Genomic DNA, 25,161 nt, shown 5'->3' with positions numbered 1-25,161 from the left:
GCGGACCCGGCGGGCACCGGCGCGCGCGGCCGCGACCAGTTCGACCGCCGCCTCACCGCCGTCGAACCGGGCGGGCCGGCCGGGCGGGCGGGTGGCCCGCTCGGCGAGCGTGGCCCGCAGCCGGCAGGCGAGATCGGCATCGTGATCGGGGCGACCGGAGCCGGTGGTGGACGCGGCGGCGGACCGGCCGGCGGACCGTGCCGGCCACCGGGTCCGTTTCCGCTCCGCAGCCGGTGCCACGCCGAATGGACGCGGCCGCACGGCCGGATGGTTGCTGCCCGCCGCCGCGGGATCCGTCACGTACCGCTGAGCCTCGGCACGTACGACCAGCCCGTACCGGCGCCGGTGGGCAGCGCGGCGGCCTGGCTGCCGCCGTCGGTGCGGCAGCGCAGCGGGCCCTTCGCGTTGGCCGTGGCCAGCGTGCTGCCGCTCAGCCAGGCCGGTGGCGGATCGGCCAGCCCGGGGCAGGCAATGATGACCTTGGTGGTGCTCCCCTTGGCGCGGTCGACGGCGCGCCCGGCGGCGAAGGCGGCGTCCAGGTCGACCAGCGAGACGCCGGCGACGCCGGGTACCGCCAGCCACCGCCCGTCCGGGGAGAGCCGGGCGCCGAGCCCGGCGGTGAGCTTGAATCGGCAGGTGCCCACCCGCTCGACCGCGAGGCCGGCCGGCTTGAAGCTCAGCTCCGCCAGGCAGGCCGACTCACCGCTGCGGACCAGCCCGGCCAGCCGACCCGATCGGGCGCCGTAGACCGCCAGCACGTCGCGGGACCAGGTGGGCGAGTAGCCGCCGTCGACGTTCATGAAATCGAACTGGCCGCCCCGGGCCAGCACCAGCTTGTCGCCCGCGAACGCCACCGGCGTCACCCCACGGTCGATCGGCACCGCGACCCGCACGGTCAGCCCCCGGTCGGTCAGGTCGCCGACCGTGAGGTACTCGTCCGCGGCATACGCCAGGCGGGTGCCGTCCGGGCTCAGCGCCCAGCCGTCCGGGCGACCCGTAAGGAAGACGCTCTGCGTGTGGGTGCGCTGCAACCGCAGCCCGTCCCCGAGGTACACCAAGCCCGCCGGTACCCGGTAGACGGCGGTGACCGGGGCCGAGCCGCCCAGGTCGATCCGCTCCCCGCCGGCGGTGAAGACGGCGTTGCCCACCCGCACGTCCGGCTCCACGGCGGTGCGCAGGCGGCTGGCCGAGCCGCCCACGGGTGCGCGGGAGGTGGCTGCGCCTCCGGTGCCCGTGGCGAACGGGGTCACGTCCACAACGGGCGGCGGCGCGGGCTCGTCGACGCGCGCGGCGGCGGCCGGCGGGCCGCCCCGCTCGCCGGCCTGCTCCAGCAGCCACGCCCGGCGGCCGGCCACGGCACCGCTGAGCAGGCCGCTGAACAGCACCAGCGCGGCCGCCCCGGACGCCGCCCGGCGGCGCCGCAGCCGGGCCTGGCCGCGCCGGATCGCCCGGCCGGCCGGGTCGTCGAGCGCGGGCGGCGTGGCGACCCGCGCCGCGAGCGACTCGCGCAGCGCCTTTTCGATCATCCTCACGCCTCCAGCGGCGCGGCGGAGGCCGACGCCGGCACGGCCGGGACCGCGCGCGCGGGCGGGGCCGGCGGAACCATCGGCCGGACCAGCGGCAGCCCGGCGAGACCCGCCGCTGGTGGACTGGCGGGGGCCGGGCTCCCCGGCTGGGCCTCGGGCTGGGCTGCCGGCTCGACGGCGCCCAGCCGCCGGCGCAGCGTCCCGATCGCCCGGGAGGTCTGGCTCTTGACGGTGCCGACCGAGATGCCCAGCAGCGCGGCGGTCTGCGCCTCGGACAGGTCCTCGTAGAAGCGCAGCACCAGGACCGCGCGCTGGCGCGCCGGCAACGCCTGGACGTGCCGCCACAGGGCGTCCCGCTCCAGGTGCTCCTCGATCTGGTCCGGCGCCGGGCGCTCCGGCAGGGTTTCCGTGGGGCGCTCGCCGTGCCAGCGCCGCCGCCACCAACTGGTCGCGGTGTTGACCAGCACCCGCCGGGCGTACGGCTCGACCGCCTCGATCTCGCCCAGCCGCCGCCACGCCAGGTACGTCTTGGTCAGCGCGGTCTGTAGCAGATCCTCGGCCGTGGCCCAGTCACCGGCGAGCAGGTAGGCGGTGCGCAGCAGGGCCGCGGAGCGGGCCGCGACGAACTCGCGGAACTCCTCCTCCATCGTGGACCTGTCTGCCACCGCGCCTCCCCGTCCGCGCAGTGTCCTCCCCGCGCGGTGTCACCGGACAGGTTGTCATACCGGTACCTGCGGGGAAAGGTCTTCCGGTGCGTAACCGGGTGGGGCGTTCGGCCGACGTGGACCGTCGCCGGTACCCGCTCAGGCGCCGTCGTCGGCCTTGACCTCGTCCGGGTCCTTGCCCAGCCGGGCCTCGACCGCCTGCGGCTCGTACATCTCCTCGACCACGCGCAGGTACAACTCGTTGGGATTGGGCAGGTGGGAGACGGTACGCAGGGCCTGCTCCTGGCCGGCCGACTCCAGCACGAACGTGCCGTAGTTGAGCATCCGGCCCAGCGGGCTCTGCTCGTACTTCATGTCGGTGACCCGCAGCAGCGGCATCATGGCGACGTTACGGGTGATGATCCCGTTGACGACCATCACCCGTTTGTTGGTCAGGATGAACCGGTCGAACCACCAGTCGCCGAACCGCCAGGCCGCCCAGGCGACCACGAACAGCCAGATCACCACCGCGATGGTGGCGAGGATGCCCGGCGCGTTCATGGAGACCAGGAAGCCGGACAGGTACCCGAGCGCCAGCGTGGCGAGCGCCGCGATGGCGATCGGCGCGGACAGGTGCACCCAGTGTCGCCGCCACTCGCCGCGGTACCGCTCGGTGGGGAACAGGTAGCGGGCCACCAGGGAACTGGGCTCGTCCTCCAGGGGCAGCACCCGGCGCGGGCCCATCGGCAGGCCGGTCGCGTCGACCTGAAGGCCCTCCAGGTCCTCCTGGCTGATGTCGGGGCGGCGGAACGGGCCGCGCGGATCACCGATGTAGGTGGTCGTGGTGCGGCGGGACGACTCCTGGCCCTCCGGGCCCTCCGCCTCACCGGCGTAGCGCGGGCCGTCCCCGAAGGACGGTCCATCGCCGTAGCCGGCGTCCCCGTCGTAGCCCGCGTCGGGCGAGTACTCGGGCCCGGACGGGCTGCGGCCCACCCGGTACTCGGTCTCGTCCTCCCGGATCGGGGGCTCCTCGTCCCGGATCGGCGGGAGCCACTCAGTGTCGTCGTCGCGCCGCGGCAGCGAGCCGGACTCGTCCCGCGGTTCGTCGTCCGGGTCGTCCGGTGGCTGCGGTGGTGGTGTGGTCATGGGGTGCGGTCAGGCGACCAGGCTCGTGAAGAAGTCACCGAAGCCCTGCGCGATGTCCATGATCCCGCCGCCGATCGACTTGAACACGCTGGCCGCGGAATCCGGCCGGAACGCGATGAAGAAGATCAGGAATGCGATGCCACCCCAGGTCATAATCTTCTTGATCATGCGCGCCATCCCCTCCCCACGGCGTGCAAAGCGTCGCCGCAGCGGTACTCAGCGTATCAGTTGCGTGCCATGTGATGAATGAATGAGTGCTATGCCGAGAAGTATTCACCCATCCGGGAGACGGGCGAACCACCGACTACCCGTGAAGATACGGGCTCGGCGCACCATAGACGAGTTCCGCGGGCAACCACTCCGTCGCGTCGCGCAGGGACAGATCCTCCGCCAGCAGGTAGCCGGCCGCCGCCGGCCAGGTGACGGCGTACAGCCAGAGCCCGCGCGCCTCACCGACGAAGGCGCACCGGTCCTCGGTGGTCTTCACGGACCACAGAGGAGTCGGGTGGCCGGCCTTGATCTTCGCGTGCGCCATCGTGTCCTCGGTGGCACCCAGGAACGGCCCCGGATCCGGCCCCGGCACCCCGGCGTACCGGGTGCCCAGGCCCACGCCCGGCTCCTCCGCGACCAGCACCACATCGGCCGGTCCGCCGGACAGCGGGGCGGGTGCGCAGATCGCCAGCGCCGTGGCCCGCACCCCGGACCGGTCGTCACCGACCCAGCCCACGCCGCTCACGGTCCAGCCGACCAGCAGCGGCCAGGGGCACCACAGCGGGATCTTGCGCGGGCCGCGCGCCGCCAGGGTGGCCGCCCGCTCCAGAATCTCCGGGCCGATGTGGTGCGGTACGTGCAGCGGGGCGACCGGGCCACAGTCGTGGCAGCGCCATTCGGAGTGCATGAGATCGGGGGCGCGGACACCTCCGCCGCACCGGGAGCAACTCACCGCCACACCCATGCCACTACCGTCCGCTCTCGATCCTTTGCCGTCAAGCGGAACGGCCGGGTTCGTCCGGCGGCGGGCCGGCGTGCGCCCGGATCCACGCGTGCATCGCGATCCCGCTGGCCACCCCGGCGTTGATGGACCGGGTCGAGCCGTACTGCGCGATGGAGAATTGCAGGTCACAGGCGTCCCGGGCGGCCTCGGAGAGGCCCGGGCCCTCCTGGCCGAACAGCAGGGCGCACCGGCGCGGCAGCCGGACCGTCTCCAGCGGACGGCTCCCCGGCAGGTTGTCGATGCCCACCACGGTCAGCCCGGCGCCCCGCGCCCACGCCACGAAGTCCTCGATCGTCTCGTGATGGTGGACGTGCTGGTAGCGGTCCGTAACCATCGCGCCACGCCGGTTCCACTTCCGGCGGCCCACGATGTGGACCGCCCGGGCCAGGAACGCGTTCGCGTTGCGCACCACCGTGCCGATGTTCAGGTCGTGCTGCCAGTTCTCGATCGCCACGTGGAAGTCGTGCCGGCGGGCGTCCAGGTCGGCCACGATTGCCTCGCGGCGCCAGTACCGGTACCGGTCGACCACGTTGCGCCGGTCGCCGTGCGCCAGCAACTCGGGGTCGTACCGCGGGTCCGCGGGCCACTCGCCGACCCAGGGCCCGACGCCGACCACCGCCACGACCTCGGGATCGGCCTCGCTCATCGTTGATCGAGGACGGGATCGGGGAAGCTGGCCCGCTGACACAGTCCCACCTCGAACCGCTCGAAGTACCGGCCGAACCGCATGCGCGCAAGAATGCCGCATCGGGGGTTGAGGCGGGACCGAGGGTGGCCACCGATAGGCCCTACGGACAGTCACCTGTTTGAGGACGCAATGAGCGGCGGGGCCCTCCCCGGCACCCGCCGCCCACGCTCTGTGCGGAAGATTCTGCCGCACGTCGGAGGGGTTGCCCAGATCCGGCGGCGTAACACCGGTCACAGTTACCAAGTCGTGACGGGAGATCCGTTGGTAGCGCTCCCACGATCACAAGCGGTGACGGACGGTGATCTGCCGCCCCGGCGTGCCGCCACCGGCCGGCGGTTTGCGCCCCGCGCCGGCCGGGAATGCCTGCGGGAACAGCAGGGTTGCAGGCGTAAAAGCGGTTTTCTGCGGCGATCGGAGAGACAGGTCATGGCCACCACTGAGCTGACCGGAGCGAACTTCGACGAGGTCACCGGGGGCGAGGGGATCGTGCTGGTGGACTTCTGGGCCAGCTGGTGCGGACCGTGTGTGCGCTTCGCGCCGATCTACGACAAGGCGTCCGAGAAGTACCCGGACATCGTGTTCGGCAAGGTCGACACGGAGGCCCAGCAGGATCTGGCGGCCAAGTTCGACATCCGCTCCATCCCGACCATCATGGCGATCCGCGACGGCGTCATCGTGTTCGCCCAGCCGGGCGCGCTGCCCGAATCCGCCCTGGAGTCCCTGATCACCCAGGTCCAGGCGCTGGACATGGACGACGTCCGCAAGCAGCTCGCCGCGCACGGCTGAGTCGCCGGGCCAGCACGCGGGTCGCGGCCCGCAACCACACCGAACCATATTTACTGTTCGCCCCGCCGCACGGTCGCGGCGGGGCGAACTGCTTGAGCCGGCGATCCGGGACCGCCGGCCCGCCCGAGCTAGAGGACGTGGTCGCGGACGCCGGCGAGGGCCTCGGCGAGGACCCGGCGGCCGGGGCGGGACCAGACGTCCTCGTGGAACACCTCGACCTCGATCGGGCCGGTGTACCCGGTCGCGTCCACCGCCTCGCGGAACCGGCGCAGTTCGACGCAGCCGGTGCCGGGCAGCCCCCGCCCCAGCAGCGCGCCCGCCGGCAGCGGAGTGATCCAGTCAGCGACCTGGAAGCAGGCCAGGCGGCCCTCCCGGCCGGCCCGGTCGATCTGCGCCCAGACCTGGTCGTCCCACCAGATGTGGTACGTGTCGACCATGACGCCGACCGCCTCGGGCGGGTGCGGCGCGGCGAGATCGAGCGCCTGGCCCAGGGTCGCGACGACGCAGCGGTCCGCGCAGAACATGGGGTGCAGCGGCTCGATCGCCAGCCGGACGCCGGCGGCGAGCGCGTGCGGCACCAGTTCCCCGATCGCCTCTCCGATGTGGGCGCGGGCGGCGTCCACGTCCCGGCCGCCCGCCGGCAGCCCGCCGGAGACCAGGCACAGCACCGGAGCACCCAGGGTCGCCGCCTCGTCGATGGCGCGCCGGTTCTCGGCGTACCAGTCCGGCTGGTTGAAGAACCCACCGCGGCACAGCGAGGTGACCGCGAGCCCGGCGTCCTTCACGAGGGTGACGGTTTCGGCCAAGCCGTGCACCGCGACCTCTTCGCGCCACAGGCCGACGTTGCGCACGCCCGCCTCGACGCAGCCGGCGACCAGCTCCGGCAGCGGCCAGCGCTTCGTCGTCGCCGAGTTGAGTGAGAACCGGGCCAGGCTCATTGCACGGACCCGTCGTTCCCGGCCGGCGGCCTCCGCACGCTCACGCGACCAGCTCCGGGACGACCAGGCGGCGGCCCTCGCGGGCGGACCGCAGGCCCAGTTCGGCCAGTTGCACGCCGCGGGCGCCGGCCCACAGGTCCCAGGTGTACGGATGGTCCTCCACCACGTGCCGCAGGAACAGTTCCCACTGCGCCTTGAAGCCGTTGTCGAACTCCTCGTTGTCCGGGACCTCCTGCCACTGCGAGCGGAAGTCCTCGGTCGCCGGCAGGTCCGGGTTCCAGACCGGCTTGGGCGTGGCGGCCCGGTGCTGCACCCGGCAGCGGCGCAGGCCGGCGACGGCGCTGCCCTCGGTACCGTCCACCTGGAACTCGACCAGTTCGTCCCGGAACACCCGGACCGCCCAGGACGAGTTGATCTGGGCGATCACGCCGCCCTCGAGTTCGAAGACGCCGTACGCGGCGTCGTCGGCGGTCGCCTCGTAGGGCTGGCCGGACTCGTCCCACCGCCGCGGGATGTGCGTGCTCACCCGCGCCGTGACGGCCCGGACCGGCCCGAAGATCTGCTCCAGCACGTAGTGCCAGTGCGGGAACATGTCCACCACGATGCCGCCGCCGTCGGCCGCCCGGTAGTTCCAGGACGGGCGCTGCGCCGGCTGCCAGTCCCCCTCGAAGACCCAGTAGCCGAACTCGCCGCGCACCGACAGGATCCGGCCGAAGAAGCCGCTCTTGACCAGGCGGTCCAGCTTGCGCAGGCCGGGCAGGAACAACTTGTCCTGGACCACACCGTGCTTCACGCCGGCCGCGTCGGCGGCGCGGGCCAGGTCCACGGCGCCGGACAGGCCCTCCGCGACCGGCTTCTCGGTGTAGATGTGCTTGCCGGCGTCGATGGCGGCCCGGATCGCCCCCTCCCGGTGCGAGGTGATCTGAGCGTCGAAGTAGATCGCCGCGTCCGGGCGGGCCAGGGCGGCGGACAGGTCGGTGGTCCACTCGGTCAGGCCGTGCCGGTTCGCGATCTCGGTCAGCTTGGCCTCGCTGCGGCCGACCAGGATCGGCTCGGGGACCAGCCGGTCGCCGCCGGAAAGCGGCAGGCCGCCCGAATCGCGGATCGCCAGCAACGACCGGACGAGGTGCTGCCGGTACCCCATCCGGCCGGTCACCCCGTTCACGATGATGCCGATCGTGCTGCGCGCCATGCCGATCCTCCTTAGGTAAGCGCTTTCCCGGCACGGTAGTCGGCGCGGACCCGGTCGGCAATACCCGGCGGCCGGGACGCGGCCGCCGGGTAACCGTTTGCCTCGGTATTCTTCTCGCCAACCGGTCGGACGGTGGTACAGGAGGAACCGATGGCGACGCTGGCCGATGTGGCGCGGCGCGCCGGAGTGTCCCCGGCCACCGCGTCGCGCATCATCAACGGCAGCCCGAAGCCGGTCACGGAGGCGCTGCGCGAGCGGGTCCTGGCCGCCGTGGCGGAGCTACAGTACGTGCCCAACGCGCACGCCCAACTGCTCGCCCGGCCGCAGCGCACCGCCGTCGGGGTGATCGTGCACGACGTCTCCGACCCCTACTTCGCCGAGATCACCCGGGGCCTCCAGCGGGTCGCCACCGAGCACGGCCGCCTGGTCATCATCTGCAACAGCTACCGGGAGCCGGACCGCGAACTGGAGTACGTGGAACTGCTGCGCGCCCAGCAGGTGGCGGCGATCGTGCTGGCCGGCTCCGGGTACCACGACAGCGCGTTCACCCGGAACCTGGACAACAAGCTGCGGGTGTACGAGCACACCGGCGGCCGGGTGGCGGTGATCGGCCGGCACGAGCACGCCGGGCACGCCGTGGTGCCGGCGAACGAGATGGGCGGCTACCTGCTCGGCGAGGAGCTGTACCGGCTCGGCCACCGCAGGATCGGCGTGATCGCCGGCCCGCGCGCCCTCACCACCACCACGGACCGGCTCGCCGGCCTGCGCCGGGCCGCCCGCGAGCACGGCCGCGCCCTGCCGTCCAGGCGGGTGGCGTACGCCGAGTTCGACCGGGACAGCGGCGCGGCCGCCGCGGCCGACCTGCTCGCCGCCGAGCCCGGGCTGACCGCGATCGCCGCGCTGAACGACTCGATGGCGATCGGCGCACTGGCCCTGCTGCGCTCCCGGGGCGTCGCCGTGCCCGGCGAGGTGAGCGTGCTCGGCTTCGACGACATGCCGGTGGCCCGGGACGTGACGCCGGCGCTGACCACCATCCGGCTGCCGCTGGCCGAGATGGGCGCCCGGGCCATGACCCTGGCGCTGACCTCGTCGACCGCCGGCGAGCCGCTGGTCGAGCAGGTGCCGGCCGAGCTGATCCGGCGGGCGAGCGCGGCCCCGCCCGGCGGGTGAAACCGCCCCGGTCGCCTGGACTTCCGTTCGTACGTGTGTTCGAATGAGGCATGCGGTGGTCGAACCTGTCGGTCGAGCTTCCGGGCCCGGAGGCGGCGCCCGCGGCCCCGCCGGCCCCGCTGCCGCTGCCCCTGCCGTTGTCGCTGCCGGGCGCGGTCGCCCGCACGTTCGACACCCCGGGCTTCGCCGGGATGACCTTCTACGAGGTGCGGGCCAAGTCGATCATCAATCGGGTGCCGGGCGCGTCGCGGGTCCCGTTCGAGTGGACCGTGAACCCGTACCGCGGCTGTTCGCACGCGTGCACGTACTGCCTGGCCGGCGACACGCCGGTGCTGATGGCCGACGGGCGCACCCGCCCACTGGGTGACCTGCGGGTCGGCGACCCGATCGTGGGCACCGCCACCACCGGCGGCCGACGGCGGTACGTCACCACCCACGTCCGGGCGCACTGGCAGACCGTCAAGCCCGCGTACCGGGTCACGCTGGCCGACGGCACGCGGCTGATCTCCAGCCCCGACCACCGGCTCCTCACCACGGCCGGCTGGCGGCACGTGGCCGCCACCGGGCCAGCCACCGACGGGCCGGCGGGCTCCCTCGAGGTCGGCGACCGGCTGCTGGGCACCGGCGGGTTCGCCGAGCCGGTGAAGGAGTCGGCGGAGTACCGGCGGGGCTACCTGAGCGGGCTGATCCGGGCGGCCGGTGCGCTCGGTGACGGCCTGCGCCTGCCGCTGCGCGACCCGGAGGTGCTGCACCGCGCCCGGGGGTACCTGCTGGAGTTCGGCATCCCCACGAACGCCCTGCTCGGCGAGGGGCGCGGCCGGCCGCTGGCCACGCTCGCCACGGACCGGGCGTTCGCGATCGCGGCGCTGCGCCGCCTGCTGGCGGCCCCGCGCGGGGCCGCCCGCGACTGGCACGCCGGCCTGCTCGCCGGGGCGCTGGACGCCGGCGCCCTGGCCAACGCGCTCGGCCCGGACCGGTCGCCGGGCGGCCCCGGCGGGGGCGCGGCCGAACTGTCCGGCCAGCTCACCGCTGCCGCCCGCCGGCTGATGCTGCGGCCGGCACGAAGCTGGTCCGAGCCGGCCCGCTCGGCGGGTGAGGCGACGCCGACCCTGCGGGAGGCGCTGCGGCTACGGCACCTCATCAACCCGGCCAGCCGGTGGGGGCCGGGCGTGCAGGGCGCCGCCGTGCCGACGGACCCCGGGCTGGAGGTCGCCGCGATCGAGCCGCTCGGCATCGACCTGCCGCTGTACGACATCACCACCGGCACCGGCGACTTCATCGCCGACGGGGTGGTCAGCCACAATTGCTTCGCCCGCAACACCCACACCTACCTGGACCTGGACGCCGGCCGCGACTTCGACACCCGGGTCGTGGTCAAGGTCAACGCCGGTGAGCTGCTGCGGCGGGAACTGGCCGCGCCCCGCTGGCGCGGCGGGCCGATCGCCATGGGCACCAATGTGGACTGCTACCAGCGCGCCGAGGGCCGGTACCGGCTGATGCCGCAGATCATCGCGGCGCTGCGGGACTTCGCCAACCCGTTCTCGATCCTCACCAAGGGCACCCTGATCCTGCGCGACCTGCCGCTGCTGCGCCAGGCCGCCGCGGTGACCCGGGTCGGCATCGCCGTCTCGGTGGGCTTCGTCGACGAGGCGCTGTGGCGCGGCGTGGAGCCCGGCACGCCCAGCCCGCGCCGCCGGCTGGAGGCGGTCCGCACGCTCGCCGAGGCCGGCTTTGACGTCGGGGTGCTGATGGCGCCGATCCTGCCCGGCCTCACCGACGACGACGCGCACATCGACGCCACGGTGGCCGCGATCGCCGCCGCCGGTGCCGCCTCGGTCACCCCGCTGCCGCTGCACCTGCGCCCGGGTGCCCGCGAGTGGTATGCGGCCTGGCTGGCCCGGCACCACCCCGCCCTCGTCCCCCGGTACCGCGACCTCTACGGGCGCGGGTCGTACGCGCCTCAGGCGTACCAGCGCGAGGTGGCGGCCCGGGTCCGGATGGCGGCCCGCCGGCACGGGCTCGGCGAGCGCGGCGCCAACGCGGCCCGCGATGTCGCCCCGTCCGCGCCGGGGCCGGCGGTGACCACCCAACTCACGCTGCTGTGAACGGTGTGCCGGTCGCGGGTGGCTTTCCGCTGATGCGATTCACCGCGTCCAGGGCGGGCGCCGTCGCCGGAGCGCCCGTGTACCGGCACGGGTATGAGCGACCACCTGAACGGTGAGATCGTCCTGCTCGGCCGAATGCCCGGGATACCGACGCCAGTCAATGCCTGGCGCCGGGAGCTGATGGCGCGCCGGGCCCGCACGGGAGGCCGCCCCGGGCGGATTGACCGCCGCCGACTTCGACGCGGCGGCCGGTCTCCACGATGGATCGCCGCAAATCACCGCGGCCCGGGACGAGCGAGCGAGCCGAGCCATCGGGCCCCCCGACCGCGACAACTGAACGACGCCTTGGTCGCGGTGCAGTATCGTGCCAGCCCGGAGCCTCGCCAAGGTGCCCCACGACCGGTGACGGGATGTGAAAAGGTTCATCGGTCGATGAGAAGAGGAGACAACGGCAATGACCTACCCACCGCCGCCGGGTGGCAACCCCGACCCCTACGGGCAACAGCCGCCGTACGGGCAGCAGCCCAACGACCCGTATGGGCAGCAGCCGCCGTACGGGCAGCAGCCCAACGACCCGTACGGTCAGCAGCCGCAGGGGTACCCGCAGTACGGCGAGCAGCAGCAGTACCCCACCTCTGGCGCGCCGCAGTACCCCAGCTCGGGGGCGCCGCAGTACCCGACCTCGGGGGCGCCGCAGTACCCCACCTCGGGAGCGCCGGGCTACGGCTACCAGCAGCCGTATGCGTCGCCGCCGGTGGCGAGCACCAACACGATGGCGATCCTGGCGCTGGTGTTCGCGTTCGTCTTCGCCCCGGTCGCCATCATCCTCGGGCACATGGCGAAGAAGCAGATCAAGCAGACCGGCGAGCAGGGCGACGGCCTGGCCACCGCCGGCCTGGTCCTCGGCTACATCTTCACCGGCATCATGTTCGTGGTCTGCTGCATCTACGGGATCGCCATGGTGGGCCTCATTGGTGCGGCCAACAGCAGCAGCGGCTACTGATCGCTGACGCGGTGGCGGTGTCGGCCGGGCCGGCACCACCACTCCGCTCACGGCTCAGCGGTACTGGGCCTGGCGGACGCTGTTCCCGCCGTCCACCACAAGCATCTGCCCGGTGATGTAGGACGCGACCGGCGTGCACAGGAACGCGATCGCGCCCGCCACCTCCTCCGGCGAGCCGGGACGGCCGGCCGGCGTGCCGAGGCCCTGCTTCAGCTCCACCACCGTCGACGACGCGGTGTGGATGATGCCCGGCGCCACCGCGTTGACCGTCACGCCGTCCGCCACCAACTCCATCGCCAGCGCCCGGGTCAGGCCGACCACGCCCGCCTTGGCCGCCGCGTAGGCCGCCTCGGTGGGCAGGGCGGTGACCGGGCCGGCGGTGGCCGCCAGGTTCACGATCCGGCCCCAGCCACGCTCGGCCATGGTGCCGCCGAACGCCCGGCTGCACAGGAACGCCGTCGTCAGGTTCCGGTCGATCTCGTCGCGCCACTCCCGCATGGACAGCTGGTTGACCGGGCGGAGCACCTCCGGGCTGGCCCGGCTGGCCAGGCCGGCGTTGTTGACCAGCACGTCCACGTCGCCGAGCTGCTCACCGACCGCGTCGGCCAGCGCGCCCACCTCGGCCTCGTCGGTCAGGTCCGCCACGAAGCCGCTGACGCCCAGTTCGCCGGCGCGCTCGTGGATCCGCCGGGTGGTGGAGACGATCGCCACCTTGGCGCCCATCGCGCGCAGCCGGCGCGCGGTCGCGTACCCGATGCCGTCCGGGCTGCCGGCCCCGGTCACCAGGGCGATGCGTCCGTCGAGCCGGGTGTCCGGGAGCGCCCCGGCGACGGCGGGGTCCACCAGCGCGTCAGAATCCATGCCGCGATCCTGCCTGCTCGCCCCGGTGGGGGCAATCACTCCCCGCGTGTCCGGCGTGCCCGGCGCCGCCCGGTCACCCCGGCGGTGGGAGGCGCCGGCTACTTGTGGGGCGGGGTGAATCTGCTGGTGCGCTCCGGCCGGCCGCGCACGGCTCCGCGGCGATGATCAGTGCCGCCGAGTCGGGCCACCTCGCAGACTGCCGCGGGGCGGTGAGGCGAGCGCAGAAGCGCTGTGGAAGATCTCACACGAGGGGTACCGAGGGGCGCACCCGGCGGGCGGCCAGCAGGACCAGCACAACCCCGGTCAGCAGCAGCGCCATCCCGGGCAGCGCGGCGGGACGGGGCGTCTGGTCGAGCCAGACCCAGGCGAGCAGCGCCGCGCCCGGCACCTCCAGCAGGCCCAGCACGCTGACCGTGGTGGCCGGCACCCGGCGCAGCGCGTAGTTGAACATCGAATGGCCGAGCAACTGCGGGCCCGCGACCAGTGCCAGGATCGCCAGCCACGCCCCGGCCGGGTACCCGGCCAGCGGCGCGCTGGCGAGCAGGCAGGCCGGCAGCAGGACCAGCGCGCACACCCCGTAGCAGACCGTCGTGTACGTGGTGGTGCTCAGCGAGGACCGGGCCCGCTCACCGAGCGCCGTGTACGCCGCGCCCGCCACGCCGCCGGCCAGCGCCAGCAGGTCGCCGGCGAAGGCCCGCCCGGAGACGCCGAAGTCGGCCCCCGTCGCGGCGACCGCGCCGGCCACGGCCAGCGCGATGCCGGCCCAGGTCAGCCGGCCGAGCCTGCGGCCCTGGCCCCAGGCGATGATCCCCTGCCAGGCGGGTTGGGTGGCGACCAGGGCGGCGGCAGCGGCCACCGTGGTCAGTTGCGCGCTCGGCACCCAGGTACCGAAGTGGACCGCGAGCGCCAGGCCGGCCAGGACGCACCAGAGCGCGTCGCGCCGGGCCGGCCCGGCAAGCCCGCGCAGTTCGGTGCCGCGGGTGGCGGCCGCGGCGGGTACCAGCGCGGCCGTCGCCACGGCGTTGCGCCAAAACGCGATGGCCAGGCCCGGCGCCGCCGCGTACGCGATCAGGGGCGCGGAGACGGCGACGGCCACGACCGCGACGCCCAGCGCGGCGACGGTAACCGGGCCGGCACGATCGCTGGCGGGAGTCACGGTTCTTGATCCTCACACGCCCGTTTCCGTGACCGTCGGGCACTTTCGGCGTTCGCCGTGCGAATCCGTAGCCATCTGGCTACGCTCAGCCGTTTCCCCTCACCCCTCGGGAGGTGGCGCGCATGCGTGCGTTCCGCGCTGTTCTGCTCGACTTCTTCGGCACGCTCACCAGAGCCGTCCGCCGCGGACCGGATCACGCCCGCATCGCCCGGCTGCTCGGCTGCGAGCCGGACCGGTTCGTCGCGGCGCTCGACGCCTCGTTCGCGCTGCGCGCCACGGGCCATTTCGGCTCGGCCGCGGCCGCCCTGCGGCACGTCTGCGCCCTGGCCGGCGCGCGGCCCGGCGCCGACCGGCTCCGCGACGCGCTCGCCAGCCGGGTCGCGGCGATCCGCCGGGACACCGAACTGCGCCCCGAGTCCGTGCCGGTGCTGGCCCGGCTGCGCGCGCTCGGGATGCGGACGGCCGTGGTCAGCGACTGCTGCTACGAACTGCCGTCGATCCTGCCCACGCTGCCGGTCGCGCCGCTGCTCGACGCGCGCGTGTACTCGGTACGCGAAGGCGTGTGCAAGCCCGAACCGGCGATCTACCTGGCGGCGTGCGCGCGGCTCGGGGTGGCGCCCGCGGAGTGCCTGTACGTCGGCGACGGGGGCAGCCGCGAGCTGACCGGTGCCGCCGCGCTCGGCATGACCGCGGTCCGCCTGGCCGCCCCGGACCTCACCGGGCACCTCGTCTTCGACCGGGATGACGCCTGGTCCGGGCCAGCCATCGGGTCCCTGCTGGACCTGCCCACACTGTTCGAGGCCGTCCCGGCCGGCGGGGTGCCCCCGATGGCCGCCCACCGGTACACCACCGTCGAGTATCGGCAACCGCTCGTCGGGTAGGGCAGGATGCAGTCGTGACCGAACCGCTGATCGAGGAGGCCATGCGCCGGGCCGCGATCGCCTGGGTGGCGGCGGCCGGCGGGCCGGCGCGCGGCCTGTGGTGCCTGCCCCTGGAGGGCGCCCTGTACGTGGTGAGCGGCCCGGGCGAGCAGGCGGCGCCGGAACTGGCCGGCGGCGCCGAGGGTCCGGGCGAGGCGACGGTGACGCTGCGCGGGGACCACGGCGGCCGGATCGTCGCGTGGCCGGCGGTGGTCGAGCGGGTGGCGCCGGACGGCGAGGAGTGGGCGAAGGTCGCGCCCCAACTCGCCGGGAAGCGGCTTAACGCCCGGGGCGGCGCCGAGGCGGTGGTCGAGCGCTGGTCCCGCGAGTGCGCCATCCACCGGCTGACCCCGGCGGGCCCGCCGATCGACGCCGGCTCCGCCTCCGGCGCCGCACCGCCCCGCGAGACGCCCGCCACCCGCCGCGCTCGCGCGCCGTTCCGCCTGCACCGGGTCCGCCGGCGGCGCTAGCCGACGAACGGCGGGACGGTGATCTCGCCGGCCGCCACCGGCACCACGTTTCCGGCGACCGTGGCGCCCGTCGCGGTGCCGCCCGACGCGGCGACGGTGGCCTCCAGGACCGACGGCCGGTGGATCTCGGCACCCTGGTGGACCGTGTACGACGAGGTCCCGTGGCCGGGCAGCAGGCCGGTGCCGACCAGGTACACGCCGAGTCCCAGCGCGGCCGAGCCGGTGCCCGGGTCCTCCGGCACGCCGAGACCCGGGCAGAAGGCGCGGGCGTGCGCGGTACGGGTCGTGGGGCTCCAGGCGAAGACCAGGATGTGCTCCAGCCCGGTGGCCCGGGCGGCGGCGGAATCCCCGGCGGCGCGGGCCACCGCGTCCGGGTTCACCAGCAGGTAGGGCCATTCGAGGCCACAGCCCGCCATCCGGGGGACCGGACCGGCCAGGTCCTCCTCCTTGAGGCCGACGGTGGTCAGCAGCGGCACCGGGTCCAGCTCCGGGCCGAGGGTGGGTTCGCCGCCGGTCAGCGTGGCGTGGCCGGCGCCCGCCGCGATCGGCAGCAGGCCCGCCCCGCACTCCTGGACCACCGTGCCCGCCGGGGCCAGACCCCGGCGGACCACCGTCGCCGCCGCGCCCACGCTCGGGTGACCGGCGAACGGAAGCTCCCGCTCCGGCGTGAAGATCCGCGCCCGGTAGGTGGCGCCCGTCCCCGGCGTCGGCGGCAGCACGAACACCGTCTCGGACAGGTTGAACTCCCGGGTCAGGGCCTGCATCTGGGCGCCGGCCAGCTCCTCGGCGCCGAAGACCACGGCGAGCGGGTTGCCGGTGAAGGGGCGGTCGGTGAACACGTCCACGATCTCGAACCGCAGCGTCGCCATGCACCGAACATACGTCCCGCTACCCTGGGCCCGTGACGACGGCGACCAGGGTGTACGTCGCCCGGCTCGCCGGGCTGCCGGTTTTCGACCCGAACGCCGACCTGGTCGGCAGGGTCCGGGACGCGGTGGCCCGGCTGCGCACCACGAACCGGCCACCCCAGGTCGTGGGGCTGGTGGCGGACATTCCCCTGCGCCGCCAGATCTTCGTGCCGATCGGCCGGATCACCTCGATCGACGCCGAGGCGGTCGCCCTCAACACCGGCACGCTCAACCTGCGCCGGTTCTCCAAGCGCGCCAACGAACTGCTGGTACTCCAGGAGATCCTGGACCGGCGGGTCAGCATCGAGGCGGACGGCACGCCCGGCACGGTCGTGGACGTGGCGATGGAGGCCAGCCGGACCGGCGAGTGGAGCCTGTCCCGGGTCGCCGTGCGGGAGATCACCGGCCGGATCACCCGCCGCGGCCACCTGCACCAACTGGAGTGGCACGAGGTGACCGGCCTGATCGGTCCGGCCGACGTGCAGGGTACGGCCAGCCTGCTGGCGGTACTGGAGAACATGCGCTCGGCCGACCTGGCGAACGTGCTGCAGGACCTGCCCCGCGCCCGGCGCAACGAGGTGGCCGCCGCGCTGGACGACGAGCGCCTCGCCGACGTGCTGGAGGAACTCCCCGAGCGGGACCAGGTGGAGATCCTCGTCGCCCTGGACCGGGAGCGGGCCGCCGACGTGCTGGAGGAGATGGACCCGGACGACGCCGCCGACCTGCTCGCCGAGCTGCCCCGGACCGAGCAGGAGGTGCTGCTGGACCTGATGGAGCCGGACGAGGCGGACCCGGTCCGGCAGCTGATGAGCTACACCCCCGGCACCGCCGGCTCGCTGATGACCTCCGAGCCGGTGATCCTGCCGCCGGACTCCACCGTCGCCGAGGCGCTGGCCCGGGTCCGGGAGCCGCAGTTGAGCCCCGCGATCGCCGCGCAGGTGTTCGTGGCCCGCGCACCGATGGCCACCCCCACCGGCCGGTACCTCGGCATGGTCCACTTCCAGAAACTGCTCCGCGAGCCGCCCGCCGAACTGCTCGGCGGGGTGGTGACCAACGACATCGACCCGCTGCGCCCGGAGGCCCGGCTGCCCGAGGTGACCCGCCGGATGGCCACCTACGACCTGGTCGCCATGCCGGTGGTGGACGGGACCGGCCGCCTGGTCGGCGCGGTCACCGTCGACGACGTGCTGGACCACCTGCTCCCCCGCGACTGGCGGGACCGGGACGCGCCGGACGGGCAGGTGACCGCGGAGACCGGTGAGGGGCGGACCGGTGGTTGAGCAGCCGCGCCCCGGCCGGCTGGACCAGCCCCGCGAGCGGGCCCGGCTGACCCTGCCCCGGTTCGACCCCGAGGCGTTCGGACGCTGGTCCGAGGCGGCCGCCCGGTACATGGGCACCGCCAAGTTCATCGTCTACATGACGGCGGTCATCGCGGTCTGGATCGGCTGGAACACGCTCGCCCCCCGCGGCCTGCGCTTCGACCCGTACACGTTCACCTTCCTGACCCTGGTGCTGTCGCTCCAGGCGTCCTACGCCGCGCCGCTGATCCTGCTGGCCCAGAACCGCCAGGCCGACCGGGACCGACTCGCCTCCGACGAGGATCGGCGCCGCGCCGCGATGGCCAAGGCCGACACGGAGTACGTCTCCCGGGAGATCGCCGCGCTGCGGATCGCGCTGGGCGAGGTCGCGACCCGCGACTTCGTCCGCTCCGAGCTCACCCGGGTGGCCGAGGAACTGGACGAGGCCGCGCAGCGCCGGCACAACCTGGACCGCCGGCAGCGCGGGCAGCGGCCGCACCGGGACAACCACGGCGACCTGGACGAGCCCTACGACGCGACGGACGACGACCACGGTTCCACCGACCCGGTCACACGGGGTACCGGCGGCCGGGGTCGGCGGGAGTCATCGACGTAGCATTGCGGGCATGTCAGCGCCCGCGAACACCGTCGAGGAAGCGGTACACGCCGCCCTCGCCACCGTCGACGACCCGGAGATCCGCCGCCCCATCACCGACCTGGGCATGGTGCGCTCCGTCGCGGTCGGCGACGGCGGGGCGGCCCGGATCACGGTGCTGCTGACGGTCGCCGGCTGCCCGATGCGCGACCGGCTGCGCACCGACATCACCGCCGCCGTCGCCGCCGTCCCGGGCATCACCGGGGTGGAGATCGAGTTCGGCGTGATGACCCCGGAGCAGCGCAAGGAGTTGCAGACCACGCTGCGCGGCGGGGCCGGCGCCGAGCCGGTCATCCCGTTCGCCCAGCCCGGCTCGCGCACCCGGGTGTACGCGGTCGCCAGCGGCAAGGGCGGCGTGGGCAAGTCCAGCGTCACGGTGAACCTGGCCGCCGCCCTGGCCGCCCGGGGAATGTCCGTCGGCGTGATCGACGCCGACATCTACGGCCACTCGGTACCCCGGATGCTCGGCGCCACCGAGCGCCCCACCCAGGTCGAAGACATGATCATGCCGCCGCAGGCGCACGGCGTGAAGGTCATCTCGATCGGCATGTTCACCGCCGGCAACGCCGCGGTCGTCTGGCGCGGCCCCATGCTGCACCGCGCCCTCCAGCAGTTCCTCGCCGACGTCTACTGGGGCGACCTGGACGTGCTGCTGCTGGACCTCCCGCCGGGCACCGGCGACGTGGCCATCTCCCTGGCCCAGTTGCTGCCCAACGCGGAGATCCTGGTCGTCACCACCCCGCAGACCGCCGCGGCCGAGGTGGCCGAGCGCGCCGGCGCCATCGCCATGCAGACCCACCAGCGGCTGGTCGGCGTCGTCGAGAACATGTCCTGGCTGGAACTGCCGACCGGCGAGCGGATGGAGGTCTTCGGCTCCGGCGGCGGCGCCACCGTGGCCGAGTCGCTCACCCGGCTGGTCGGCGCCCCGGTCCCGCTGCTCGGGCAGATCCCGCTGGACACCCGGGTCCGCGAGGCCGGCGACGCGGGCCAGCCCATCGTCCTGACCGAACCGGCCGCACCGGCCGCCGCCGCCCTGGCCGCCGTGGCCGACCGGCTCGCGGTCCGCCGCGAGTCCCTGCTCGGCAAGCCCCTCGGCCTGCGCCCCGCCGCCCGCTGACCGGCACCGGCCGACCGGCAAGGCGCGTGCCGGGGACCGCTAGGTGATGTCGTCCAGGGAACGGGTCTTGAGGGGCGCCGGGGTGGTGCCCGACGGCGCGGACGCGCTCGACTTCGCCGCCCGGCCCAGGTCGTTGGCCTGGTCGGCGACGCTCTGCAGGTCGCCCTTCACGTCCTCGTAGAGACCCTTCAGGGGGCGGCGCAGCGCCTCCTCGTCCTCCTCGCTGAGCAGGTGCTTACGGATGAACGCCTTCGGGTGCAGATCCTCGAGCTGGATGTCGGTGCCCAGTTCGCGGCTCAGGTCGCCGGTGGCGTTGCGGGCCATGTTGCGCAGGTTGCGCAGCATGCGGAGCCCGTCCGCGATCACGTTGGGCAGCTTGTCTCCGAAGATCAACAGGGCCAGCAGCAGCAGGACCGCGATCTCCCAGCCATTCAGGTCGCCCGGCATGGTCGCCTCCTCCCCGCCCATTCCTCGCGACGGGCCGTCGCCAGCCTACTTCGCGTCGGCGGTCAGGGTCACCGAGGCGGTCTGCCGGGAACTGCCCCGGCGGTACTCGACCGAGACGACGGAGTTCGGGGCGTACTTACGGACCAGGGCGATCAGATCGCCGGGCTCCTCCAGCACGTGGCCGGCGAGCCTGGTGACCACATCACCGGAGCGCAGCCCGGCCCGGTCCGCGGGGCCGTCCGGCTGTACCGAAGAGAGCCGCACCCCGCCGCCGGTGCCGGCCACGCCGCCCACCTGGGCACCGATGACGGTACGCCGGGCCCGGCCGGTGTCGATGATGTCCTGGGCGACCCGCTTGGCCTGGTTGATCGGGATGGCGAACGCGAGGCCGATGTTGCCGGCCGCCTCGTCCGACTGGGCGATCGACTTGATGACCGAGTTCACGCCGATCACCCGGCCGGCCCCGTCGACCAGCGGCCCCCCGGAGTTGCCCTGGTTGACCGCGGCGTCGGTCTGGATGGCCGCGTAGTACCGGGTCTGCCCGCCCTCGCCGGACTGGATCGTGCGGTCCAGCGCGCTGACGATGCCCGCGGTGACCGTGTTGGACAGGGCCAGCGGCGAGCCGAACGCGAGCACCGGGTCCCCGACCGCGACCTGCTCCGAGTCCCCGATCTGGACCGGCGTGAGCCCGCCCTTGCTGAGCTTGATGACCGCGATGTCGGACTCGGGTTCCTTGCCGACCAGGCTGCCCGGCACCACCGTCCCGTCGGCGAACGTGGCGGTGATCCCGCCGATCCCGCCCGCCACGACGTGATCGTTGGTGATGACGTAGCCGTCGGCGGTGACCACGAAGCCGGAGCCGACGCTGGTACCGCCGCGGGACGGCACCCGCACGGTCACCACGCTGGGGGTGAGCTTCTTGGCCACCCCGGCCAGGGAGTCCGGCGGGCGCTCGTTCATCGGCGCCCCCGGCGACTGGGGGCCGGCGCCGATCTGGGTGCCCGACGAGAAGCCGGTGTGCGTGGCGACCATGAAGCCGAGCGCGCTGCCCAGCCCGCCGGCGAGCAGCGCGGTCACCACGGCGACGACCAGCACCAGGCCGAGCCCGCGGCGGCGCGGCAGGGCCGGGTCCTCGACGGGCTCGGGCGCGCCGACGGTGACGGCGACCGGCTGGACGACCACGGCGGCGGGGGCGTACGGGTCGCGCCAGGGGTCGTTGCGCGCGTCCGACCACCAGGGCGAGGCCCCGGGTCCGGCGGCGGGCGGCGGGCGGCCCGGCGCGGCGCTGGCGGGTGTGGCGCTTGTGGGCTGGGCGGCACCGGAGTCCGGCCGCCGCCAGTTCCAGCCGTCCGTCACGGTGCGTGCCTCCCAGTCCGCGGTCCCATTCCAGGATTGCACGGACGGCCGCCCGGTGAACGAGGAGGCGCCCGCCGCCGGCGTATGTCCTGCGTGGCACCGGCGCCCCGTACGCATAGGCTGCAACCGCCCCGCCAGTTGCCCCCTGCTGCTCGTGAGGTGTGCCATGGCCACCGTCGTGAACCCCGCGGACCCGCGGACCGCCCAGGCGCTGCGGTTCGCCGAGTCCTACGTGCCCGAGGATCCCATCCTCGCCGCCGCTCGCAACCTCGCGTACGAGGTGGGCCTGCCGGCGATCAGCCCGGGTACGGGTGCCGCCCTGCGCCTGCTCGCCGCGGCCGGTGGCGCCAAGTCGATCGTGGAGATCGGCACCGGCACCGGGGTGAGCGGGGTGTGGCTGCTGCGCGGCATGCGCCCGGACGGCGTGTTCACCACGATCGACGTGGAGGCCGAGCACCAGCGGATCGCCCGGCGGATCTTCGTCGAGGCCGGCTTCGCGGCGTCCCGTACCCGGATCATCACCGGCCGGGCCCTGGACGTCCTGCCGCGCCTCGCCGACGGCATGTACGACCTGGTCTTCGTGGACTCCGAGGTGACCGAGTTCGCCGCCTGCGTCGCCGCCGCCGGGCGGCTGCTGCGCTCCGGCGGCGTGCTGGCGCTCAACGGCGCCCTGGCCGGCGGCCGGATCGGCGACCCGGCCGCCCGCGACCCGGAGACCGTGGCGATGCGCGAGGTGGTGAAGGCGATGCGGGAGGCGGACGAGTGGTTACCCGCCCTCCTCCCGGCCGGCGAGGGCCTGCTCGCCGCCGTCCGCCGCTGAGCCGGGTCAGGCCGCGGCGGCCGCCGGCTCCCGCGCCGGGGGTACGGCCGGCGGCACCTCCTCGACCAGCCCTTCGAGCCAGCGCAGCAGCGTACGCACACCCCAGCCGGTGGCGCCCTTGGTCAGCTCGCCCTCGTTCGCCTCGATCCAGGACGGCGCCGACATGTCCAGGTGGGCCCACCGGTCCCGGCGGTCGCCGGTGAACTCGCGCAGGTAGAGCGCGGCCACCACCGAGCCCGCGCCCTGCGTCGGCGAGCTGTGCAGGTCCGCGATGTCGCTGCCCAGGTGCTCGACGTAGTCCGCCGGCAGCGGCAACCGCCAGACCCGCTCGCCCGCCTGGTCCGCCGCCGCGCGCAGCGCCGCCGCCAGGTCGTCGCTCTCGCTGTACAGCGCAGCCGTGCGCTTGCCGAGCGCCACGGCGTTCGCCCCGGTCAGGGTCGCCAGGTCGACCAGCAGGTCGGGCGCCAGCCGGGCCACCGCGTACGCGAGCGCGTCGGCCAGCACCAGCCGCCCCTCGGCGTCCGTGTTGGTGGACTCGCTGGTCATGCCGCCGTAGTGGTGGATGACGTCGCCGGGGCGCATCGCGTCGGCGCCCAGCATGTTCTCGGCCAGCGGGGCCAGGGCGGTCACCCGGACCGGCAACCGCAGCGCCGCGGCGCCCAGCACGGCGGCGACCACCGACGCCGCCCCGCCCATGTCCTTGCGCATCAGCACCATGGACTCCTTGGGCTTGACGCAGATGCCGCCGGTGTCGAACGTGATGCCCTTGCCCACCAGCACCACGTGCCGGGTGGCGTCCGGCGGCTCCCAGGCCAGCTCGACCAGGCGGGGCGGCCGGTCCGAACCGCCGCCGACGGCGAGGATCCCGCCGAAGCCCTCGGCCGCCAGTTCCGCCGGCCCGCGCACGGTCAGCCGCAGCTGCTCGGTGCCGCTGGCGGCGGCCTCGACCCGGCCGGCGAACCACGCCGGGTCCTTCTCCAGCGACGGGAAGTTCGTCAGGTCCCGGGCGAACCGGGTCGCCTCGGCGACCGCCCTCGCCTGATCGAGGGCCGCCAGGTACCGCCCCGGCTCGTCGACCGCGATCGTCACCTCGGGGCGCGGCGCCGCCTCGGTCGACTTCAGCGAGAACTCGTACGCGCCGAGCAGCAGCCCCTCGGCCAGCCCGCGGACCGCCGCCGGGGGCGCGCCCGCCGGCACCGGTACCCGGATCGCGCCGGCCTTCACGTCGGCCCGGGCGATGGCGGCACCCGCGGCGCGCCACTGCGCCTCGGTCTCTGCCGCACCCACGCCGACCAGCAGCAGGCGGCCCGGCTGGCGCAGCGGGCGGGGCAGGTCGGCGAGCGCGCCGGGCTCGCCGGTGTGCTCCGCGTCCGCGAGGAACGCCGCGGCCTCCTCGGCCAGGCCCTCGGGCAGCGGCTCGCCGGTGGGCAGCAGCCGGGGACCCGCCCCGCCGGGAGCGACGGGCAGGGCCATGGGCACGGCGGGGCCGCCGTACCCGGTCAGTTGAATGGTGAGCACAGCGGGACGGCACCTCCTGTGTTGCGCGCGGCCGGGTTCGGCCCGGCCGGTGGCGCAGGCCCGCGAGCCTGTGCCACCGGATCGGGACGCGGACGGATCAGCCGGCGGCAACCTTCAGCGCGTCCGAGAGCGCCGTGGCCTCGTCCGGAGTCATCTCGACGACGAGCCGGCCACCACCCTCCAGCGGAACCCGCATGACGATGCCCCGGCCCTCCTTGGTGACCTCCAGCGGACCGTCGCCCGTCCGCGGCTTCATCGCCGCCATCTTGTCTCCCCTCAGACTCACCAGGGTCGGTGGGTTACCCCACTCGAGTTTCGTCAGCGCAGCGGGCCTCGCCGCGGCCTCACGGCGCGTCGATCCGGCTCCTCCCGCGGTGCCGACAAACGATTTTCCCTGATGAACGCCGCCGGACCCAAACCGTGTCCCGATTGATGTGACAGCATCTAGCTTATCGAAGGAGTCCCTGTCACAATGTGCGATCATGCAGGCACGGTCTGCCCTCTTCGACCTGTACGGCGACCACCTCCGCCCACGCGGCGGGCGGGCACCGGTCGCCGCGCTGGTCAGGCTGCTCGCGCCGCTCGGCATCGCGCCGCCGGCGGTGCGTACCGCCGTGTCCCGGATGGTCCGCCAGGGCTGGCTGCACCCCCTCCGGCTGTCCACCGGACCGGGGTACCTGATCACCCCGAAGGCGGCCCGCCGCCTGGATGACGCCGCCTCCCGCGTCTACCGCACGTCAAAGATCAACTGGGACGGCCGTTTCGACCTGATCGTCCTCGACCCGCTCGCCGCCCGCCGCGACCGGCAGCGCCTCGGCGGCCAGCTCGCGTACCTCGGGTACGGCGCCCTCGACGACCGTACCTGGCTCGCCACCCGGGCCAGCGACGAGGTGGACACCCTGCTCAAAGAGGCGGGCGTCACCTACGAGCGGTTCGCCGCGAACCACCTGGCGGGCACGGGTGGCGCCGGTGACCTGGTCCGACGGGCCTGGGACCTGGCCGAGATCGGCGACGCCTACCGCGGGTTCGTGGCGGACCTGCGCCCGGTTGTGTCCAGTGTCACCACGCGCAGCGACGACGAAGAGGCGTACGCTGCCCGCTTCCGGTTGGTCCACGCGTGGCGCAACTTCCTGTTCCGCGACCCCCAACTGCCGCCCGCGCTGCTGCCCGAGCAGTGGGCCGGCGCGGACGCGGCGGCGTTCTTCGACAAGCACGCCGCCCGGCTGCGCCCGGCCGCCGACCGGTACGTGGACCGCTGCCTGGAACTCGGCGGCCGCGGCCGACCGGCCGTCCCGGCCCGCTGACGCCAGCGCCCGCGACGCCCGGCCGGGCCCGGGGCTGGCTGGCCCCCCGTGCGGGGCTGGCTGCCCGGTGCGGGCTGGCTGGCCCGGTGCAGGCTGGCCCCGTGCGGGCTGGCCGCGTGCGGGCGGGCTGGCCCGGCGC

General features: G+C 74.3%; 27 protein-coding genes. 11 read left to right on the top strand and 16 right to left on the bottom strand.

What is annotated here, in order from left to right; all coding sequences use genetic code 11:
* The 7 genes from KJS59_RS22240 to KJS59_RS22210 form a co-directional block, all read right to left on the bottom strand.
* Positions 1 to 261 (bottom strand): hypothetical protein (locus tag KJS59_RS22240; RefSeq protein WP_213454900.1); only part of this gene is annotated, 261 nt, incomplete at its 3' end.
* A 35-nt stretch (positions 262 to 296) separates the two neighbouring features.
* The gene (locus KJS59_RS22235) at positions 297 to 1,532 is read right to left on the bottom strand and encodes a PD40 domain-containing protein (protein WP_213454899.1); all 1,236 of its coding nucleotides are present in this window, start codon (positions 1,530 to 1,532) and stop codon (positions 297 to 299) included.
* Entirely contained in the window at positions 1,529 to 2,191 is a 663-nt protein-coding gene (locus tag KJS59_RS22230) for a SigE family RNA polymerase sigma factor (RefSeq protein ID WP_249714688.1), read from the bottom strand. The genes KJS59_RS22235 and KJS59_RS22230 overlap by 4 nt, the downstream gene beginning before the upstream one ends.
* Before the next feature lie 138 nt (positions 2,192 to 2,329).
* Positions 2,330 to 3,316 carry a PH domain-containing protein gene (locus KJS59_RS22225; RefSeq protein WP_213454898.1) on the bottom strand — a complete coding sequence of 329 codons (987 nt, stop codon included), beginning with the start codon at positions 3,314 to 3,316 and terminating at the stop codon, positions 2,330 to 2,332.
* 9 nt (positions 3,317 to 3,325) lie between these two features.
* On the bottom strand, positions 3,326 to 3,484 hold the full coding sequence (locus KJS59_RS22220; protein WP_213454897.1) for a hypothetical protein: 159 nt from the start codon (positions 3,482 to 3,484) through the stop codon (positions 3,326 to 3,328).
* 136 nt (positions 3,485 to 3,620) lie between these two features.
* Positions 3,621 to 4,271: a DUF6758 family protein gene (locus KJS59_RS22215; protein ID WP_307852680.1), complete on the bottom strand. Its 651-nt coding sequence runs from the start codon at positions 4,269 to 4,271 to the stop codon at positions 3,621 to 3,623.
* A gap of 31 nt (positions 4,272 to 4,302) precedes the next feature.
* The gene (locus tag KJS59_RS22210; RefSeq protein WP_213454896.1) at positions 4,303 to 4,956 is read right to left on the bottom strand and encodes a TrmH family RNA methyltransferase; all 654 of its coding nucleotides are present in this window, start codon (positions 4,954 to 4,956) and stop codon (positions 4,303 to 4,305) included.
* A gap of 468 nt (positions 4,957 to 5,424) precedes the next feature.
* On the opposite strand from KJS59_RS22210, the gene trxA reads away from it, so the two are divergent.
* On the top strand, positions 5,425 to 5,784 hold the full coding sequence (gene trxA / locus KJS59_RS22205; RefSeq protein WP_213454895.1) for a thioredoxin: 360 nt from the start codon (positions 5,425 to 5,427) through the stop codon (positions 5,782 to 5,784).
* Between the two features lie 128 nt (positions 5,785 to 5,912).
* On the opposite strand, the gene KJS59_RS22200 is transcribed toward trxA, so the two are convergent.
* Together KJS59_RS22200 and KJS59_RS22195 are read right to left on the bottom strand one after the other, a co-directional pair.
* The gene (locus tag KJS59_RS22200; protein ID WP_213454894.1) at positions 5,913 to 6,722 is read right to left on the bottom strand and encodes a sugar phosphate isomerase/epimerase family protein; all 810 of its coding nucleotides are present in this window, start codon (positions 6,720 to 6,722) and stop codon (positions 5,913 to 5,915) included.
* Between the two features lie 40 nt (positions 6,723 to 6,762).
* On the bottom strand, positions 6,763 to 7,914 hold the full coding sequence (locus KJS59_RS22195) for a Gfo/Idh/MocA family protein (protein ID WP_213454893.1): 1,152 nt from the start codon (positions 7,912 to 7,914) through the stop codon (positions 6,763 to 6,765).
* A gap of 150 nt (positions 7,915 to 8,064) precedes the next feature.
* Here KJS59_RS22195 and KJS59_RS22190 point away from each other — a divergent pair, with 150 nt between their 5' ends.
* From KJS59_RS22190 to KJS59_RS22180, 3 genes are all read left to right on the top strand, one after another.
* On the top strand, positions 8,065 to 9,084 hold the full coding sequence (locus KJS59_RS22190; RefSeq protein WP_213454892.1) for a LacI family DNA-binding transcriptional regulator: 1,020 nt from the start codon (positions 8,065 to 8,067) through the stop codon (positions 9,082 to 9,084).
* A gap of 50 nt (positions 9,085 to 9,134) precedes the next feature.
* Positions 9,135 to 11,189, top strand: coding sequence for an intein-containing Rv2578c family radical SAM protein (locus KJS59_RS22185; protein ID WP_213454891.1), 2,055 nt, complete (start codon positions 9,135 to 9,137; stop codon positions 11,187 to 11,189).
* A gap of 454 nt (positions 11,190 to 11,643) precedes the next feature.
* A complete protein-coding gene (locus KJS59_RS22180; RefSeq protein ID WP_213454890.1) occupies positions 11,644 to 12,192 on the top strand; it encodes a DUF4190 domain-containing protein in 549 nt (182 codons plus the stop codon).
* A 54-nt stretch (positions 12,193 to 12,246) separates the two neighbouring features.
* Here the strand turns inward: KJS59_RS22180 and KJS59_RS22175 are convergent, their stop codons facing one another.
* Positions 12,247 to 13,053: an SDR family NAD(P)-dependent oxidoreductase gene (locus KJS59_RS22175; RefSeq protein WP_213454889.1), complete on the bottom strand. Its 807-nt coding sequence runs from the start codon at positions 13,051 to 13,053 to the stop codon at positions 12,247 to 12,249.
* A gap of 241 nt (positions 13,054 to 13,294) precedes the next feature.
* On the bottom strand, positions 13,295 to 14,209 hold the full coding sequence (locus KJS59_RS22170; protein ID WP_213454888.1) for a DMT family transporter: 915 nt from the start codon (positions 14,207 to 14,209) through the stop codon (positions 13,295 to 13,297).
* Between the two features lie 122 nt (positions 14,210 to 14,331).
* Here KJS59_RS22170 and KJS59_RS22165 point away from each other — a divergent pair, with 122 nt between their 5' ends.
* Positions 14,332 to 15,090 carry an HAD family hydrolase gene (locus KJS59_RS22165; protein ID WP_213454887.1) on the top strand — a complete coding sequence of 253 codons (759 nt, stop codon included), beginning with the start codon at positions 14,332 to 14,334 and terminating at the stop codon, positions 15,088 to 15,090.
* Positions 15,091 to 15,131: 41 nt separating this feature from the next.
* Complete coding sequence (locus KJS59_RS22160) at positions 15,132 to 15,599, top strand: hypothetical protein (protein ID WP_213454918.1); 468 nt, start codon at positions 15,132 to 15,134, stop codon at positions 15,597 to 15,599.
* Here the strand turns inward: KJS59_RS22160 and KJS59_RS22155 are convergent.
* The gene (locus tag KJS59_RS22155; RefSeq protein WP_213454886.1) at positions 15,596 to 16,468 is read right to left on the bottom strand and encodes a PhzF family phenazine biosynthesis protein; all 873 of its coding nucleotides are present in this window, start codon (positions 16,466 to 16,468) and stop codon (positions 15,596 to 15,598) included. The two genes, KJS59_RS22160 and KJS59_RS22155, sit on opposite strands and share 4 nt — an antisense overlap.
* A gap of 32 nt (positions 16,469 to 16,500) precedes the next feature.
* Between KJS59_RS22155 and KJS59_RS22150 the strand changes: the two genes are divergently transcribed.
* Genes KJS59_RS22150 through KJS59_RS22140 form a run of 3 tightly spaced genes read left to right on the top strand, consistent with a single transcriptional unit; the run spans position 16,501 to position 19,577 of the window.
* Positions 16,501 to 17,787 carry a magnesium transporter MgtE N-terminal domain-containing protein gene (locus KJS59_RS22150; protein ID WP_213454885.1) on the top strand — a complete coding sequence of 429 codons (1,287 nt, stop codon included), beginning with the start codon at positions 16,501 to 16,503 and terminating at the stop codon, positions 17,785 to 17,787.
* Positions 17,780 to 18,421, top strand: coding sequence for a DUF1003 domain-containing protein (locus KJS59_RS22145; protein WP_213454884.1), 642 nt, complete (start codon positions 17,780 to 17,782; stop codon positions 18,419 to 18,421). The genes KJS59_RS22150 and KJS59_RS22145 overlap by 8 nt, the downstream gene beginning before the upstream one ends.
* A gap of 10 nt (positions 18,422 to 18,431) precedes the next feature.
* A complete protein-coding gene (locus KJS59_RS22140; RefSeq protein ID WP_213454883.1) occupies positions 18,432 to 19,577 on the top strand; it encodes an Mrp/NBP35 family ATP-binding protein in 1,146 nt (381 codons plus the stop codon).
* Positions 19,578 to 19,616: 39 nt separating this feature from the next.
* Here the strand turns inward: KJS59_RS22140 and KJS59_RS22135 are convergent, their stop codons facing one another.
* Both KJS59_RS22135 and KJS59_RS22130 read right to left on the bottom strand, forming a co-directional pair.
* Complete coding sequence (locus KJS59_RS22135) at positions 19,617 to 20,024, bottom strand: Sec-independent protein translocase family protein (protein ID WP_213454882.1); 408 nt, start codon at positions 20,022 to 20,024, stop codon at positions 19,617 to 19,619.
* 45 nt (positions 20,025 to 20,069) lie between these two features.
* Positions 20,070 to 21,380 carry a S1C family serine protease gene (locus KJS59_RS22130; RefSeq protein WP_249714680.1) on the bottom strand — a complete coding sequence of 437 codons (1,311 nt, stop codon included), beginning with the start codon at positions 21,378 to 21,380 and terminating at the stop codon, positions 20,070 to 20,072.
* A 232-nt stretch (positions 21,381 to 21,612) separates the two neighbouring features.
* Between KJS59_RS22130 and KJS59_RS22125 the strand changes: the two genes are divergently transcribed.
* The gene (locus tag KJS59_RS22125) at positions 21,613 to 22,200 is read left to right on the top strand and encodes an O-methyltransferase (protein WP_213454917.1); all 588 of its coding nucleotides are present in this window, start codon (positions 21,613 to 21,615) and stop codon (positions 22,198 to 22,200) included.
* Positions 22,201 to 22,206: 6 nt separating this feature from the next.
* Here KJS59_RS22125 and KJS59_RS22120 read toward each other — a convergent pair whose 3' ends face one another.
* The gene (locus KJS59_RS22120) at positions 22,207 to 23,673 is read right to left on the bottom strand and encodes a leucyl aminopeptidase family protein (protein WP_213454916.1); all 1,467 of its coding nucleotides are present in this window, start codon (positions 23,671 to 23,673) and stop codon (positions 22,207 to 22,209) included.
* Between the two features lie 142 nt (positions 23,674 to 23,815).
* The gene (locus KJS59_RS22115) at positions 23,816 to 23,983 is read right to left on the bottom strand and encodes a DUF3117 domain-containing protein (protein WP_213454880.1); all 168 of its coding nucleotides are present in this window, start codon (positions 23,981 to 23,983) and stop codon (positions 23,816 to 23,818) included.
* Positions 23,984 to 24,200: 217 nt separating this feature from the next.
* Between KJS59_RS22115 and KJS59_RS22110 the strand changes: the two genes are divergently transcribed.
* Positions 24,201 to 25,022 (top strand): PaaX family transcriptional regulator, encoded by an 822-nt coding sequence (locus KJS59_RS22110; RefSeq protein WP_213454879.1) that lies wholly within the window; start codon positions 24,201 to 24,203, stop codon positions 25,020 to 25,022.
* Positions 25,023 to 25,161: the final 139 nt, after the last annotated feature.

The organism is Rhizomonospora bruguierae, from assembly GCF_018397995.1.
GTDB classification, from domain to species: domain Bacteria; phylum Actinomycetota; class Actinomycetes; order Mycobacteriales; family Micromonosporaceae; genus Rhizomonospora; species Rhizomonospora bruguierae.
This window is presented reverse-complemented; position numbering and strand designations above follow the sequence as displayed.

Coding starts and splice junctions, on each gene's coding strand:
- KJS59_RS22225 (WP_213454898.1), bottom strand. CDS start 3,316: ATGACCACACCACCACCGCAGCCACCGGACGACCCGGACGACGAACCG.
- KJS59_RS22220 (WP_213454897.1), bottom strand. CDS start 3,484: ATGATCAAGAAGATTATGACCTGGGGTGGCATCGCATTCCTGATCTTC.
- KJS59_RS22215 (WP_307852680.1), bottom strand. CDS start 4,271: ATGGGTGTGGCGGTGAGTTGCTCCCGGTGCGGCGGAGGTGTCCGCGCC.
- KJS59_RS22210 (WP_213454896.1), bottom strand. CDS start 4,956: ATGAGCGAGGCCGATCCCGAGGTCGTGGCGGTGGTCGGCGTCGGGCCC.
- trxA (WP_213454895.1), top strand. CDS start 5,425: ATGGCCACCACTGAGCTGACCGGAGCGAACTTCGACGAGGTCACCGGG.
- KJS59_RS22200 (WP_213454894.1), bottom strand. CDS start 6,722: ATGAGCCTGGCCCGGTTCTCACTCAACTCGGCGACGACGAAGCGCTGG.
- KJS59_RS22195 (WP_213454893.1), bottom strand. CDS start 7,914: ATGGCGCGCAGCACGATCGGCATCATCGTGAACGGGGTGACCGGCCGG.
- KJS59_RS22190 (WP_213454892.1), top strand. CDS start 8,065: ATGGCGACGCTGGCCGATGTGGCGCGGCGCGCCGGAGTGTCCCCGGCC.
- KJS59_RS22185 (WP_213454891.1), top strand. CDS start 9,135: ATGCGGTGGTCGAACCTGTCGGTCGAGCTTCCGGGCCCGGAGGCGGCG.
- KJS59_RS22180 (WP_213454890.1), top strand. CDS start 11,644: ATGACCTACCCACCGCCGCCGGGTGGCAACCCCGACCCCTACGGGCAA.
- KJS59_RS22175 (WP_213454889.1), bottom strand. CDS start 13,053: ATGGATTCTGACGCGCTGGTGGACCCCGCCGTCGCCGGGGCGCTCCCG.
- KJS59_RS22165 (WP_213454887.1), top strand. CDS start 14,332: ATGCGTGCGTTCCGCGCTGTTCTGCTCGACTTCTTCGGCACGCTCACC.
- KJS59_RS22160 (WP_213454918.1), top strand. CDS start 15,132: ATGCGCCGGGCCGCGATCGCCTGGGTGGCGGCGGCCGGCGGGCCGGCG.
- KJS59_RS22155 (WP_213454886.1), bottom strand. CDS start 16,468: ATGGCGACGCTGCGGTTCGAGATCGTGGACGTGTTCACCGACCGCCCC.
- KJS59_RS22140 (WP_213454883.1), top strand. CDS start 18,432: ATGTCAGCGCCCGCGAACACCGTCGAGGAAGCGGTACACGCCGCCCTC.
- KJS59_RS22135 (WP_213454882.1), bottom strand. CDS start 20,024: ATGCCGGGCGACCTGAATGGCTGGGAGATCGCGGTCCTGCTGCTGCTG.
- KJS59_RS22120 (WP_213454916.1), bottom strand. CDS start 23,673: ATGGCCCTGCCCGTCGCTCCCGGCGGGGCGGGTCCCCGGCTGCTGCCC.
- KJS59_RS22115 (WP_213454880.1), bottom strand. CDS start 23,983: ATGGCGGCGATGAAGCCGCGGACGGGCGACGGTCCGCTGGAGGTCACC.
- KJS59_RS22110 (WP_213454879.1), top strand. CDS start 24,201: ATGCAGGCACGGTCTGCCCTCTTCGACCTGTACGGCGACCACCTCCGC.